We start from the raw sequence: 14,619 nt of genomic DNA, 5'->3' as shown, positions 1-14,619 counted from the left end.
CTACTTGTATCTTTTTGTAACGTTTGAACAAGATGCAGCAGCGTTTTGGTTGTTTGAAAGCGTGCGCTGCGATTTAAGGAGCTTATGATGGAGAAGAAAGTAAAAAAACCGTTCCATTTCCCCTCCGCGTTCACCATTTTGCTCATCATCATGGTGATTGCCGTGGGCGCAACATGGATCGTCCCTTCTGGTACTTATTCAAAACTGACTTACAACTCAACCGAGAAAGTGTTTGTCATCAAAAAACACGGCGAGGCAGACACCACCATGCCCGCCACCAAAGAAACTTTGGACAAACTCAACATCAAAATTGAGCTGAAAAACTTTACCGACGGCGTGATTCGCAAGCCCATCGCCATTCCCAACAGCTATCAGCGTGTGCCGCAACACCCCAAAGGCTTGGGCGATATTGCTGAAAGCATGGTGCGTGGCACGATTGAAGGCGCAGATGTGATGGCGTTTATCTTTGTGCTCGGCGGCTTAATCGGCGTGATTAACAAAACCGGCGCATTCAACGCGGGCTTAACCGCGCTTTCCAAACGCAGCAAAGGCAATGAATTTATGATTGTGTTCATGGTTTGCGTATTGATGGCGTTGGGCGGCACAACCTGCGGCATGGAAGAAGAAGCGGTGGCGTTCTATCCGATTTTGGTGCCCGTGTTCTTGTCGCTGGGCTATGATTCCATTGTGTGCGTGGGCGCGATTTTCTTGGCTTCGTCGATGGGGACGGCGTTTTCCACCATCAACCCGTTCTCGGTGGTGATTGCGTCTAACGCGGCGGGGATTGTGTTCACGCAAGGCATAGTGCCGCGCGCGATTGGCTTGGTGCTGGGCGTGGGCTGCGTGATTGCCTACCTGCGCTGGTACACCAACAAAATCAAAGCCGACCCCAGCTTCTCGTACACTTATGAAGACCGCGAGGAATTTTACAAATTGTATATGCAAGATGTGAAAGCCGAAGGCGAAGTGGCGTTTGACTGGCGCAAAAAAGTGATTTTGGTGCTGTTTGTGGCGGCGTTCCCTATTTTGGTGTGGGGCGTGATGTCGCGCGGCTGGTGGTTCCCGCAAATGGCGGCTTCGTTCTTAACCATTGCGTTTTTTGTGATGATTTTGTCGGGGCTGAGCGAGCAGGATATTGTGAACTCGTTTACCAAAGGTGCATCTGAATTAGTGGGCGTGTCGCTGATTATCGGCTTGGCGCGCGGCGTGAACATGGTGCTGGAAGAGGGCTTGATTTCCGATACCATTTTGGATTTCTCCACCCACTTGGTAACAGGTATGCCGCCCGCTCTGTTTATTATGGCGCAACTGGTGGTGTTCTTCTTCCTAGGCTTGATTGTGCCGTCTTCTTCTGGCTTGGCGGTGCTGTCTATGCCGATTATGGCTCCGCTGGCGGATACGGTGGGCGTGCCGCGCCATATTGTGGTGAGCGCGTATATGTGGGGGCAATATGCGATGCTGTTCCTTGCACCGACCGGTTTGGTGCTGGTTACCCTGCAAATGCTGAATATTCCGTTTAACAAATGGGTAAAATTTGTGCTGCCGATGATTGGGGCGTTGCTGGCGATTGCGACGGTGATGCTGCTGACGGAAGTGGCGTTGAGTTAGCTGTTTGTCAGCGGATAGATAGAAATCAGCCCATTGGAACTTGGGGTTCCGGTGGGCTGGTTTATTTGTTGGGATAGGGAAGTGAGGCAGCCTGAAATCCAATCTCAAGCTATCCGGTAAAAACCGTTGGGCATTGTGCCAAGCGGCTTTGCTGTTTTCAGGCTGCCTTATGGTTTGCAAACAGTTGAGGGTTGAGGCAGCCTGAAATCTAAAATGGAGCGGCGACGGCTCGTCGCCAAATAGTTGCTTCAACATGGCTTTGCTGATTGGCAAAATGTCGGCGAGCCGCCGACGCGCCATAGATTAGGCTTGGCAAAGGTTTCAGGCTGCCTCAGATGGCTGGGTAAACAGTTAAGGCAGCCTGAAAACAATCATCCGCACTTTGCTTGGGTGGAAGCAAAATGCGGATTTTTGTCAGCAGTCGTTTTCAGGCTGCCGTTCGGCTTTGCGAGAACGATGGTTCAGAACTTCCAACCCAAGCCCACGTTTGCCGCGCGTTTGTTGCGGTATCGGCCGTTTTCATACGCGCCGTTGAGGTACACGTTCAGGCTGTCGGTGATGTGGTAGTTCGTGCCCACAGTGAGGGCGATGTTGGGGCGGTGTCCTGAATACGATTCGCGCACGTTGGTTTTGATGCCGCCGTAGTTGGCGGTGTAGCGGGTTTTGCCGTTGAGGATTTCGCGCAGTTTCAAGCCTGCGTTGAGCGTCCATTTGCCTTTTTCGTCGATTTTCCACAAGCCGTCCACGCCGATGGCAGCGCTGGTTTCGCGGGTTTTCACGTTGTCGGCGGAAACCAAATCCGCGCCGTAGCGGTTGAGGTTGTAGTCCAAGCCGTTGATGCGGGCGTGTTGCAGGCTGATGCTGGGCATGATGCCGAAACGGTCAAAGTTGAACGCTTTGCCTGCGGCGATGCCGAATAGATATTGGTTGCCACGGTCTGAGCCGAAGTCGGTTTTGGCTTTCAGGAAGTCCGCGCCCAGCATGGCGGAAAGCCAGTAGCCGCCTTGGTTAAACGTGTACGCGCCTTCCAAGCCCGCGCCGCGCGTGGTGATTTTTTTGTTCAAGCCGCCGTAGCTTTCCGTCCATTTGTGCGACAGGTTACTCAGTTGCACGGCAAGCCCGTGTTTGCCGTCTGCGCCGAAGTGGCGCGCCAAGCCGAGCGATTGGCTGTAATCCTTGCTTTCGCCGTGGATGCTTGCCATGTTGCGGGCGTGGGACGTGCCGTAGCCCGCGTCCACCCACATCGTGCCGTCTGCGTTGGACATCAGGGCTTGCCGCATGGTTTTGTCGCTGCGGACGATTTTTTCGTTCACGGCGTGTTCTTGCGCGTGGCGGGCGGTTTCAGTGCTGAGTCCGAACACGGTTTTGTTGAGCGCGCGGGTGGTGAGCAGGGCTTGGGCGATGCCTGCGCCCGCCACGGGTTCGTCGTTGGTGGGCATTATGTAGCCGTAGGTGATGCTGTTGCCCAGCTTGCTCGCATCCAGTTTGTCTAACAAGCCGTCAAGGATGGAGATGGTTTTGTCGCGCCCCGTGTAGTCGGCTTGGTTGCGCAGCACGTCGCCGATTTGTTGGCGCGAGGTGGTTACGCTCACTTGCTTGCCGGTTACGTTGTAGCTGTTGTTAATTAGTTCGCCCAGCTGGGTGCCGTAGCGCACGGCAAAGCCTGCTGCGCTGCTGATGCCTTGCTCGGCGTTGAGCAGCACTTCGGTGTTGCCTTGGCGGGTTACATAGCCGTTTTTCACGCCGGTGAGCGTGAGGCTGCTGTTGGTTAAGTCGGCGTTGCCGCTGATGTTGATGCGGGTGCCGATGGCTTGATTGATGTTGCCGTTTCGGTTATTCAGGCTGCCGTTGATTTGCAGATTGGCTTGGTTCACTTCCAGCGTGCCTTGGTTGCTGACCGAGCCTAAGCGGATGGTGTCGGCGCTGTCGCCGATGGTGAGCTTGCCGCCGCTGCCCACAATATGGTTAGACACAGAATGGCCGTTGGCAACCAGTTCGCCCGCGCGGATTTCGGTGTTGCCGGTGTAGGTGTTGTTGCCGTTCATCACCAAGATGTCGCTGCCTGTTTTAATCATGCCGCCCGCGCCTGAAATGTCGTTGTCGAAGAAATAGGCACGTTTGTTGCCTTCCACGTTGAAGGTGTGGGTTTTGTCGAAGCGTCCGTAGCCGTTGAGGCTGGCGGATTCGTTTACCAAGCCGTGCCCCCAAACGGCATCCACGCCCGGCGCGCCTTTGTCGATGGCGGTGGTAATCAGGGCGTTTTTGATGTCTTCGTTGCTGAACCAGTCGTAGCGGCTTTTGATGCGGGCAGACAGAGCGGAAACATAGGCGGTGGCGTTGGACGTGCCGACATAGGCGGTTTTTTGCGTGTCGATGCCGTAGGTGGAGAAGAGCTCGGGGGCGGTGATGCACCAGTTTTTGGTCAGCTCGCCGCAGGCGTTTTGGGTTTTCTCGCCGCTTGCTTGGTCGTAGGCGCTGATGGCGAGAAAGCCTTTTTCCAGCTCGGGGGCGACAAGGGGCAGGGCGGCGCCGGCGTTGGTGATGGTGCGGTCTTCGTTGCCGGCGGCTTTGAGCACGAGCACGTTGCGGTTGACGAATTCGCGGTACAGCGGCAGCAAATAGCTGTTGCTGAGTTTTTCGTAGTTTTTGCCGTATTCGATGCTGACGTTGTTGGAGGTGGTGTCGTCGCCGTATGAGTTGTTGAGGATGTTGATTTTGGTGCCTTGCTCCATCGCCAGCAGCAGGTTGGTGAGGCCTGTGGACGAATACACGCTGCTCGGGCTGTTCACGCCCGAATTGATGGCGGCTTGGGGGGCGTGGTCTAAGATGATTTCGGTCATTTTGGTGCCGTGGCCGATGGTGTCGTTGGAATCGACCAGTTCGTTGTCGTAGACGGCGATGACTTTTTTGCTGATGCGGGCGTTGCGGTTGCGCAAGCCGATGCCGTCGGTTTTGATGCCGGTGTCCACGATGCCGATGTAGGCGCCGTCGCCGCTCAGGGCTTCGGCTTTGTCGTTGGCGGCTGCGGCTTGCCATGTGCCTGAAATGGGGCGGCTGCCGTTGCCCGTGTGGTTATTGCCGTTGCCGCCGCCGTTGTAGTCGGGGCGGATGTCGGAACCGCTGCCGCCGCCTCCGCCGCCGCAGGCTGACAGCAGGGCGGCGAGCACGGCTAGGGTGATGGTTTTGAAGGGTGCGCTTTTCATGGGGACTCCGTGGGTTGGGTTATCGGGGGCGGGCGGGGCTGATGCCTGCTTTGATGTGGAGCCTGTTTTCCAGCATTTTTTGTTCCCGTTTGGGGGCGTGCTTTGGCTGGCGGTGGCGGTCGGGGCTAATGGGGTGATTCGCCGAAATTTTTTATTTTGCATGGGATGGGCTTGGCGGCGGTGGGCGGGGCTGATGGGTTTTCAGGCTGCCTTTTTGGGGAAGGCAGCCTGAAATCTTTGTAAAAAAACGTCGCCATTCTGTTTCGCTACGCAGACCGCATCCAAGGCTTTGGCAAAGGGTAAATGGCGGTTTGGCTGTTGCGGAAGCGGGCGAAGCGGTTTTCAGGCTGCCTTTTTGTTGCTTGGGGCAGCCTGAAAACGGCTTGGGCTTGGGGTTAGTCCAGCCAGAACGGGTTGTGCCCGCCGCGGGTGTATTCGTTTTGCTCGGCAAGCAGGATGTCTAGGGCGAGGCTGGCGAGGTCGTCGGCGACGGGGTCGGCGTGGTGTTGTTGGCTGTGCAGGAAAACTTTGCGGTAGTGATGGCATTTGCCGCAGCATTCGGCGCGCGCGCCTTGGTAAACGGGCGGGGCTTCGAGGGTGTCGATTTGCTGGTGGGAGATGGCGGATTGGTCGCCGCAGTAGGTGCATTTGGCGCGCAGGGCGTTCCATTGGCTGTTGCACAGGGGGCAGTGTTGGTAGCGCAAGCCGTCCCAGTCGCCGCCGCTGAGGATGACGGAGGCGATGGCTTCGTTGCCGCAGTTGGGGCAGTGGGCGCGGTCGTCTTGCGGGGGGACGGTGTCGTCGCTTTGTTGTCGGGCTTGGGCGGTGTAGGCGACTTGCAGGGCGGCGTGCAGCCAGATTTGGTAGGGTTTTTCGTGTTCGGGGATGTCGCCTTGCAGGATGCGTTCGGCAAGGGCGGTGAGCTCGGCTTCGGGGGTGTTGAGCAGGGTTTGCAGGGTGGCTTGGGTGGCTTCGGATAGGGTGGGGGCGATGTGGCGGATGATGGTTTTCAGGCTGCCGATGGTGTGCGGCGGCACGGTTGGGACGCGCGGCAAGGCGGTTTCAGGCTGCCTTGGGTGTTGGTCTAGGGCGTGTTGTTGCGCTTGGGCGAGGTTTGCCATGATGGTGAGGTAGTCGTGCCATGAGGAGGGGTCTTGCCGGGCGAGTTCTTGGAAGCGGAGGGCGCGTTGGGCGAAGAGGTCGGCTTTGGGGGGGATGTAGAAGGGTTTGTAGAAGAAGGGTTTGTTTTGGATTTGTTCGGGGGTCATGGGGGTTCCTTTGGGGTGTGTGAGGCAGCCTGAAAACGGATGAGCTAGGCTGTGATGTATTGCGGATGGGTGTAGATGGTGAATTTTTCGGGTTTGGCAAAGCCGATTAGGGTGATGTGGGCTTGTTCGGCGATTTGGGCGGCGAGCGCGGTGGCGGCGGAGACGGCAACAATGGTGTGAATGCCGATGCTGGCGGCTTTGGCTATCATTTCGTAGCTGGCGCGGCTGGACAGCAGCAGCCAGCCTTGCTGGGTGTCGGCGCGGTGTTGCACGAGATGCCCGATGAGTTTGTCTAGCGCGTTGTGCCGCCCGATGTCTTCGTAGCTGGCTTGGATTTGCCCGCCAATCACCCACGCGGCGGCGTGCAGACTGCCGGTTTGCTGGCGCAGGGGCTGGTGTTGGTTGAACTGGGCGAGGGCTTGGTTGATATGGGCGGCTTGGGTTTTCAGGCTGCGTGTTACGGGGGCGATGCTTGGCTGGGCGGCGGCGAGGCTGTCTATGCCGCACAGCCCGCAGCCTGTGCGCCCGTTGAGCGTGCGGCGGCGTTGTTTGAGCTGGGCGAAGCATTCGCTGGCGATTTCCAAGCGGGCTTCTATGCCGTGGGGCGTGTGGATGATTTCGCTGCCGTAGAGCTGGCTGGGGCGTTGCAGGATGTGTTCGCTGATGCTGAACCCGAGCGCGAGCTGGGAAATGTCTTGCGGGGTTGCCATGATGACGGCGTGGGAGATGCCGTTGTACACCAGGGCGATGGGGGCTTCTTGCGCGAGGGTGTCTTGGATGGGGGTGAAGTTGCCTTGCTGATAGCGTGTGATGGGGCGGGTTTGGATGGGGGGGGGAGTGGTGGGCATGGGGGCAGCCTGAAAAAGGGGGATTGATAGGGTGGGTGGTTGTTGTTTGGGCTTTGTGGGAATTTGTTTTGCGTGTTTTGGTTTTCAGGCTGCCTATATTTGTTTACAGAATAGCTGTGGATAGGCAGCCTGAAAAAGGTTGCTGCTTTATGGTTGGCTTTGAGCGTAGCTTTAACCATGCGTCTCGTGCCGACGGGGCACTTCCTTTTCTTTGCTTCGCCAAAGAAAAGGAAGCAAAAGAAAGGCGACCCCGACGTGCAGGTCTGCTTCGCAGACTTCCTTCACCCCGCATCCTTTTTTCGGCGCGTGCGAACTAGCCGTGCTATGCGCGTCGTCGAACAAGCGCACGCTTTTTCCCGAAAAAAGGATGCTGCGTTCGGCTGGACGTAGGGGAGAGGGCGGCAGCATTAAACAGTTGTGATGATTAGGCAGCCTGAAAAGAGCTGTTGTATGGGAGACGGCGTGCGTGGCAAAGCCATCCACACCCTGCTTGTGTTGTTTATATTTTCAGGCTGCCTTGGATGATGTGTGCAAAAGGCAGCCTGAAAAGGCAAGTGATGGCTTATCCAAGGCTCGCCGAGATTGTGCCAACCCGTAATGTTTTGAACCTTGCCAGACCGTGTATGGCAAAGCCGCACACTACGCCGATTGATTAGGCAGCCTGAAACGCCATCTCCCAGCCAAACAGCCCTTTCCATTCTACCAAATAAAGGCAGCCTGAAACCCGCATAAACCAGTTTTCAGGCTGCCTTTTGTGCCGCACGATGGGCGCAAACAGGCTTGCATCACGCTTGCGGCTGTTCCCCTGCCGCAGGCGCGGCAGGCAGCTCGTTTGCGTTTTCAGGCTGCATCTTATCGGTCGCGTTGCCGCCTGAGCCTGTGTTGTCGCCATTGCCGTCGCCGCTCGGCGTTTCATGCGCGCTGGCCATCACTTCACGATACCATTTGGGGTGGTGTTTTTTCGCCCAAGTTTGCGTAACCACGCCTTCGGTCATGGCGCGAACCGTGCCGCGTATCCAAATGGCGGCGTAAACGTGCACAATAATGCCCGCAATCAGAATGGTCGCCGCCCATGCGTGCAGCAGCAGGGCAAGGCGCACGGTGTTGATGGCAAAATAGCCCGAAAAATACTGCCGCCAAGCGATGATGCCGGTAACGCCGAGCACCAGCATGCAGCCGGTCATCAGCCAAAACATCCCCTTTTGCCCGCCGTTGTATTTGCCCACATCGCCCACTTCATGCCCGTTGAGCACTTGCGGCACCGCCATCATCCATTTGATGTCTTCCTTGTTGATGAAGTTGTGCCGCCAGTAGCGCAAAAATTGGCGGAAAAAGCCGAGAAACATCACCACGCCGATAATCGGATGCACCATGCGCGCCAACTGCGGCGTGCCAAAAATGCCCGTGAGCCAGAAAAACGCGGGGTAAAAAAACGCCAAGCCCGAGATGGCAAGCAACACAAAGCAACCCGCCACCACCCAGTGGTTAAAGCGTTCCGCGCGTTTATAGCGTTGGATTAAGCGTTCTTTTTTCATTATGCGTCCTCCTCACGTTTCAAGATGTCGCCCTCTTTGCCGATGACTTCGGGGGCTTCTTCTTCGGCTCGGTTCGGGCCTACGGTGATGTAGTGCAGCCAGCCCGTTGCCACGGCGGCGGCGATGCCAAAGGTCGCCAACGGTTTCAACAAGCCTTTCCACAGCTTAACGGTTGCGCTGATGTGTGGATTTTCAGGCAGCCCTTTATACAAGCTGGGGCGGTCGGCATGGTGCAACACATACATCACATGAGTGCCGCCCACACCTTGCGGGTCGTACAACCCCGCGTTTTTGTAGCCGCGATGGTTCAAATCTTTGATGCGCGCGGCGGCAAGCTGTTTCATGTCTTCCTTGCTGCCAAATTGGATTGCACCCGTGGGGCAGGTTTTCACGCAAGCGGGCTCTTGCCCCACCGCCACGCGGTCGGAACACAAGGTGCATTTGTAAACCTTGTTTTCCTTTTTATCCATGCGCGGGATGTTGAACGGGCAGCCTGCGATGCAGTAGCCGCAGCCAATGCAGTTTTCTTGATGAAAATCCACAATGCCGTTTTCGTATTGAATAATCGCCCCCGGTGATGGGCAGGCTTTCAGGCAGCCTGGGTCGGCGCAGTGCATACAGCCGTCTTTGCGGATCAGCCATTCTAGCTTGCCGTTTTCTTCGTGCTCGGCAAAGCGCATCACCGTCCAAGATTTTGACGTTAAATCAATCGGGTTGTCGTACACACCGTGGTTGATGCCGATTTCGTCGCGAATGTCGTTCCACTCGGAACACGCCATTTGGCAGGCTTTGCAGCCGATGCAGGTGGTTACGTCAATCAGCTTGGCGATTTCAATCGGTTTGCGCACCCCTGGGGGCGGCGTGATTTCTGCCGTTGCGGAACGGCGTTTGATGTCTAATGATTGCAGTGCCATGGTGCCGCTCCTTATGCTTTTTCAATGTTTACCAAGAATGCTTTGTATTCAGGCGTTTGCGTGTTGCAGTCGCCCACAAATGGCGAGAGCGTGTTCACGATAAACTGTTTTTGCCCAGATACGTTTTCCCAACCGCCATGCAACGGAATGCCGATTTGATGTACGGTTTTGCCGTTGATGGTTAAGGGTTTCACACGTTTGGTAACCACAGCACGCACTTTAATCCACGCGCGTTTGCTGATGATTTTCACCCAATCGCCTTTTTCAATGCCTTTTTCTTTTGCCAATTCTTCGCTGATTTCGCAGAATTGTTCAGGCTGCCCAATCATCAACAATTTCACGGATTTCGTCCAAAATTGGAAATGCTCGGTTAGGCGATAGGTGGTGGCAACATAAGGGAACTCTTCGGCTTTGCCGATGCGGTCTTTGATGCTGTCAAACACACGCATGGCAGGCGTTTGCACGATTTTGGGGTGCAAGGGGTTGGTGCCGATGGGCGATTCCAATGGCTCGTAATGCTCGGGGAACGGCCCGTCCACCAGTTTACGCGCGGCAAACAAACGCCCCACGCCTTCTTCGTTCATGATAAACGGATTCATGCCGCTATCGGGGGCAGCATCGGCTTTGAAGTCGGAAACATCTGCGCCTGTCCATTTTGCGCCATCCCATCGGATAAGCTGGCGATGTTCGTCCCACGGCTTGCCGCTGGGGTCGCATGAAGCGCGGTTATACAAAATGCGGCGGTTGGCTGGCCAAGCCCATGCCCATTTGGGCGTGTTGCCCAAGCCGCTGTCGGTATTGTCGCGTCTATCCATTTGATTGCCCGCTTGCGTCCACGAGCCAGAGAAAATCCATGTGGCGCATTCGGTAGTGCCATCATCGCGCAGTTGGGCAAAGCCATCTAGCAATTCGCCTTTTTTGCGGATGATGTTGCCATCGGCGTCTTTCAAATCTGCCAAGGCATAGCCATTGGATTCTTTTGCCATTTCGGCAGGGCTAGGCGCGTGCGATTTGGCGTATTTCCACGACAATTTAGTAATTGGATCGGGGAATTTGCCGCCTTCTTTTTCATACAAGGCTTTGATGCGTTGATACAGCTCGCCCATGATGTCCAAATCGGGCAGCGATTCGCCGTAGGGATCTGCGCCAGGGTGGTGCCATTGCAGCCAGCGCGAAGAGTTCACAATAGAGCCTTCTTCTTCGGCAAAGCATGGCGTAGGCAGCCTGAAAACTTCAGTGCCGATTTTGCTGGGGTCGGTGGCGTGTGCATCGCCGTGGTTTTCCCAGAACGATGCGGTTTCGGTTTTCAGCGGATCCATCACCACCATGAATTTGAGCTTGGAGAACGCTTCGGTTACGCGATGCGCATCGGGGAACGAGCCTTGCGCGTTAAAGCCTTGCACTAACAAGCCTTTCATCTTGCCTTGATACATATCTTCGGTAATCTGCAAGATGTCGTACATTTTTTCGTATTTGGGCAACCAGTCATACGCCCAGTTGTTTTCGACGGTGGCGTTATCGCCATACATCCATTTCAGGAAGCTCACGAAAAAGGCGGGCGTGTTTTTCCAATAGTTCAATTGGTTAGGCTGCAAGGCTTTGGGCGTGTTGGCGTTGAGATAATCTTGCAGCGTGGCTTGTTTTTCGCTGGGCAGGTTCAGATAACCTGGTAAAGAAGTGGACAGCAAGCCCAAGTCCGACAAGCCTTGGATATTGGAGTGTCCGCGCAGGGCGTTCACGCCGCCGCCCGACATCCCAATATTGCCCAGCAGAAGCTGAATCATCGCCATGGTGCGGATGTTTTGCGAGCCGTAGGAGTGTTGCGTCCAGCCGAGGGCATACAAAATTGTGCCTGCTTTGTTGGGCGCGGACATTTCGCCCCATGCTTGGGCTACTTTGAGGAAATCTTCTTTGCTGGTGCCGCAAATGGTGGTCATCATATCCAGCGTGTAGCGGGAATAATGTTTTTTCATCATTTGGAACACGCAGCGCGGATGTTGCAACGTGGGGTCGGTTTGGGCGTAGCCGTTTTCGTCTAGCGCGTAGAACCATGTTTCTTTGTTGTAGAACGAGCCGTGGGTGTTTTCAGGCTGCCCATTGGGGTCTTTTGCGCCTGTGAACAAGCCATCGTTAAAATCAAAACCATCTGCCACGATAAACGAAGCATTGGTGTAGTTTTTAACGTATTCCCATTGAATTTTATCGTTTTCAATCAGCCAGTTAATCAGCGCACCCAAAAAGGCGATGTCTGAACCTGCTCTGATGGGCGCGTAAAAATCGGCAACCGACGCGGTGCGGTTAAAACGCGGGTCCACCACAAACAGCTTGGTGCCTTTGCGTTTTTTCGCTTCAATCACCCATTTGAAGCCCACGGGATGCGCTTCGGCGGCGTTGCCCCCCATCACCATAATGAAATCGGCGTTTTGGATGTCCACAAAGGTGTTGGTCATCGCGCCGCGCCCAAAGGTGGATGCCAAGGCGGATACGGTGGGACCGTGGCACACGCGCGCTTGTGTATCCAGCGCAATCAAGCCCAATGCGCGGGAGAATTTAACGGTGAGAATGCCTGTTTCGTTGGATGATGCCGATGCCGCCAGCATGCCGATGGTTTCAAGGCGGTTTACGGTTACGCCTTGTGCATTTTTTTCTTGGAATGATGCGTCGCGCTCGTCTTTGATGAGGCGGGCGATGCGGTCGAGCGCTTCTTCCCACGAGATGCGTTTCCATTCGTTGCTGAACGGTTCGCGCACTTCGGGATAGGGAATGCGGTTGGGGCTGTTGACAAAATCAATCAGCGATGCGCCTTTGGGGCACAGCGAGCCGCGCGACACGGGATGGTCGGGGTCGCCTTCAATGTGAAAGATTTTTTTCTTGGCGTTTTTTGCGCCGTCGCCCATGCTGTATAGGATAGTGCCGCAGCCCACGGAGCAGTAGGTGCAGTTGTTGCGCGCTTGAGATGCGCCTGAGAGCTTGTATTGACGAACTTCTGCAAACGCATTGGTGGGCATTAAGCCCACGGCGGCAAGAGTAGTTGCGCCCGCGCCCGCAGCAGTTACTTTGAAAAACTGCCGTCTGGTTACGTTCATGGTTGTTTCCTTGTGTAGGCGGCTTTTTCAGGCTGCCTTTTTGGCGGGTTTATCACTGGGGTTGTTCTTTTGGCTTAGTTGAGCAAACCCCGCTGGTGAAACTCGGCTTATTGGTGTAATTGGATGTTATTTTACTTGAATTGTTGATTTTTGTTAAAAGAATATGTGCGGTTTTTACGCTTATTAACTCTTTGTATTGTGGTGAACTAGTTATTTGGGTGGATAAGCAAGGCAGCCTGAAAACGCACTCAACACGTTTTCAGGCTGCCTCACATGGTTTATCAAACTATTTCCGATGCCCCGTGCTAAACCGTTTTTCCAGCCAAGAGAAGAATGCGGATAAGCAAATCGTCATCGCCAAATACACCAATGCCACGGTGTACAGCGGTTCTTCGTAAATGGAATACCGCCCCGAAATGGTTTTTTGCACATACGCCAACTCGGGCACGGCAATCATCGCCAGCAGCGAGCTGTCTTTCAGCAGCGTGATAAATTCGTTTGCCAAAGGTGGCAGCATACGGCGCAACGCTTGCGGCAGAATAATAAAGCGCATGGCTTGCGGATAAGTGAGCCCCAATGAGCGGGCGGCTTCCATTTGCCCTTTGTCAATGGATTGAATGCCTGCACGGAAGATTTCGGTGATGTATGCACCTGTGTTAGCCGTTAAAGCCAAGCAGCCTGCAATCCACGCGCCATATTCGCGGCGCAACGCCACTGCTTCTGACCCGCTCACAATCAAGCCGTGCTGCGGATGCACCAACGCCACAAACCACACGAAATACCAAATAAAAATCTGCACATACATCGGTGTGCCGCGGAAAAACGTTATATAAAGCCAAGAAATCGTGCGACAAAGCCACGCAAACGCGCGCATAAACACATTGCCATTTTCAAAGCGCATAATCCGCATTAGCGCGCCAATCGTGCCCAAAATTGTGCCAAACAACGTAGCAATCACCGTAATGACCACGGTGGCAACCGCCCCCGTTAAGAACATATGGCGATATTCGTAAATCACATCGCAGCGAAAATTCAGGTTAGCGCAAATATCTGCAATCATAAAAAACCAGCCAATACAAACAACGTAAAAACGGATGATTTTACCTGAAAACTTGTAAGCAAGCATCCACAAAACCCACCAACTCCCTTACAATTCTTTCTTTTTTTAACCTAAATTAACTATGAACATCTGGTTTGGACAACAACTTCCTGCGCCGCTGCCGCCCAGCGCCGTAACCATCGGCAATTTTGACGGCGTGCACACGGGACACCGCCACATTCTGCAACGCCTTGCCCGCGAAGCCCAAGTACGCCAGTTGCATAGCGTCGCCATTATTTTTGAACCCCAGCCCAACGAATTTTTTAGCCGCCAAGCCAACCGCCCGCTGCCGCAACGCATCACACCGCTGCGCGACAAAATCCAGCTTTTGCAGCAAACGGGCAGCGTAAACAGCGTGTGGGTGCAACGCTTTAACCCGCAATTTGCCGCGCAAACCGCCGAGCAATTTATCCAAACCATTTTGCGCGCGCAGCTCAACACGCGCTATTTGCTGATTGGCGACGATTTTCGCTTTGGCAAAGGGCGCGGCGGCGATTTCAACCTGCTTGCCGCGCAACGCGATTTTGAAACCGAGCGCACGCCCAGCATTTTGATTGCGGGCGAACGCGCCAGCAGCACCGCCATCCGCCAAGCCTTGCAATTGGGCGATGTTGCCGCCGCCAACCAAATGCTCGGGCATCCTTACACATTAAGCGGGCATGTGAAACACGGCAAAAAGCTGGGGCGCACCATCGGCTGCCCCACCGCCAACGTGCATTTGCCGCTGCACTGCTATTCATTGAGCGGCGTGTTTGTGGTGCGCGCCAAGGGCAGCTTTGGCGAATGCGCGGGCGTGGCATCGTTTGGCACCAACCCCACCGTGTCGCACACACCCGAAGCCAAGCTGGAAGTGCATCTGTTTGACTTTTCAGGCTGCCTATACGGCGAGCGCATCCAAGTAACCTTTTTGCACAAACTGCGCGATGAAGCCAAGTTTGACAGTATTGCCGATTTGCAAGCACAAATTGCGCAGGATATTGAAACGGCGAGGGCGTGGTATCAGGCGCATCGAGATGCAGAGGCAGCCTGAAAATGGGGTTACACGGCTACACATGGTT

The 14,619-nt window shown here is 55.1% G+C and carries 9 protein-coding genes; 2 read left to right on the top strand and 7 right to left on the bottom strand.

Annotation, left to right across the window (positions count from 1 at the left end):
• Positions 1 to 87: 87 nt before the first annotated feature.
• Positions 88 to 1,608 carry a YfcC family protein gene (locus tag H3L93_RS09415; RefSeq protein ID WP_235965497.1) on the top strand — a complete coding sequence of 507 codons (1,521 nt, stop codon included), beginning with the start codon at positions 88 to 90 and terminating at the stop codon, positions 1,606 to 1,608.
• A 461-nt stretch (positions 1,609 to 2,069) separates the two neighbouring features.
• Here H3L93_RS09415 and H3L93_RS09410 read toward each other — a convergent pair whose 3' ends face one another.
• The 7 genes from H3L93_RS09410 to H3L93_RS09380 all read right to left on the bottom strand — a co-directional run bounded on the left by H3L93_RS09410 (position 2,070) and on the right by H3L93_RS09380 (position 13,498).
• Complete coding sequence (locus H3L93_RS09410) at positions 2,070 to 4,811, bottom strand: S8 family serine peptidase (RefSeq protein ID WP_003793711.1); 2,742 nt, start codon at positions 4,809 to 4,811, stop codon at positions 2,070 to 2,072.
• A gap of 395 nt (positions 4,812 to 5,206) precedes the next feature.
• Positions 5,207 to 6,079 (bottom strand): formate dehydrogenase accessory protein FdhE, encoded by an 873-nt coding sequence (locus H3L93_RS09405; protein WP_003793713.1) that lies wholly within the window; start codon positions 6,077 to 6,079, stop codon positions 5,207 to 5,209.
• Positions 6,080 to 6,123: 44 nt separating this feature from the next.
• Complete coding sequence (fdhD, locus tag H3L93_RS09400; protein WP_050755534.1) at positions 6,124 to 6,927, bottom strand: formate dehydrogenase accessory sulfurtransferase FdhD; 804 nt, start codon at positions 6,925 to 6,927, stop codon at positions 6,124 to 6,126.
• A 785-nt stretch (positions 6,928 to 7,712) separates the two neighbouring features.
• Positions 7,713 to 8,462, bottom strand: a complete 750-nt coding sequence (locus H3L93_RS09395) for a formate dehydrogenase subunit gamma (RefSeq protein ID WP_003793718.1) — start codon at positions 8,460 to 8,462, stop codon at positions 7,713 to 7,715.
• On the bottom strand, positions 8,462 to 9,376 hold the full coding sequence (fdxH, locus tag H3L93_RS09390) for a formate dehydrogenase subunit beta (protein WP_003793719.1): 915 nt from the start codon (positions 9,374 to 9,376) through the stop codon (positions 8,462 to 8,464). Before fdxH ends, H3L93_RS09395 begins: the two co-directional genes overlap by 1 nt.
• An 11-nt stretch (positions 9,377 to 9,387) precedes the next feature.
• A complete protein-coding gene (gene fdnG / locus H3L93_RS09385) occupies positions 9,388 to 12,462 on the bottom strand; it encodes a formate dehydrogenase-N subunit alpha (RefSeq protein WP_003793720.1) in 3,075 nt (1,024 codons plus the stop codon).
• A gap of 286 nt (positions 12,463 to 12,748) precedes the next feature.
• Positions 12,749 to 13,498, bottom strand: a complete 750-nt coding sequence (locus H3L93_RS09380; protein ID WP_040558287.1) for an amino acid ABC transporter permease — start codon at positions 13,496 to 13,498, stop codon at positions 12,749 to 12,751.
• A 145-nt stretch (positions 13,499 to 13,643) separates the two neighbouring features.
• Here H3L93_RS09380 and ribF point away from each other — a divergent pair, with 145 nt between their 5' ends.
• Positions 13,644 to 14,591, top strand: coding sequence for a bifunctional riboflavin kinase/FAD synthetase (gene ribF, locus H3L93_RS09375; protein WP_040558093.1), 948 nt, complete (start codon positions 13,644 to 13,646; stop codon positions 14,589 to 14,591).
• Positions 14,592 to 14,619: the final 28 nt, after the last annotated feature.

Source organism: Kingella oralis (assembly GCF_014054985.1).
In the GTDB taxonomy this organism is placed as follows: domain Bacteria; phylum Pseudomonadota; class Gammaproteobacteria; order Burkholderiales; family Neisseriaceae; genus Kingella_B; species Kingella_B oralis.
Note: the sequence above shows the minus strand (reverse complement) of the source record. Positions and strands in the feature narration are given on the sequence as shown.

Bases quoted from the DNA above. Each gene is read 5' to 3' on its own strand.
- H3L93_RS09415 (WP_235965497.1), top strand. From the start codon at position 88: ATGGAGAAGAAAGTAAAAAAACCGTTCCATTTCCCCTCCGCGTTCACC.
- H3L93_RS09410 (WP_003793711.1), bottom strand. From the start codon at position 4,811: ATGAAAAGCGCACCCTTCAAAACCATCACCCTAGCCGTGCTCGCCGCC.
- H3L93_RS09405 (WP_003793713.1), bottom strand. From the start codon at position 6,079: ATGACCCCCGAACAAATCCAAAACAAACCCTTCTTCTACAAACCCTTC.
- fdhD (WP_050755534.1), bottom strand. From the start codon at position 6,927: ATGCCCACCACTCCCCCCCCCATCCAAACCCGCCCCATCACACGCTAT.
- H3L93_RS09395 (WP_003793718.1), bottom strand. From the start codon at position 8,462: ATGAAAAAAGAACGCTTAATCCAACGCTATAAACGCGCGGAACGCTTT.
- fdxH (WP_003793719.1), bottom strand. From the start codon at position 9,376: ATGGCACTGCAATCATTAGACATCAAACGCCGTTCCGCAACGGCAGAA.
- fdnG (WP_003793720.1), bottom strand. From the start codon at position 12,462: ATGAACGTAACCAGACGGCAGTTTTTCAAAGTAACTGCTGCGGGCGCG.
- ribF (WP_040558093.1), top strand. From the start codon at position 13,644: ATGAACATCTGGTTTGGACAACAACTTCCTGCGCCGCTGCCGCCCAGC.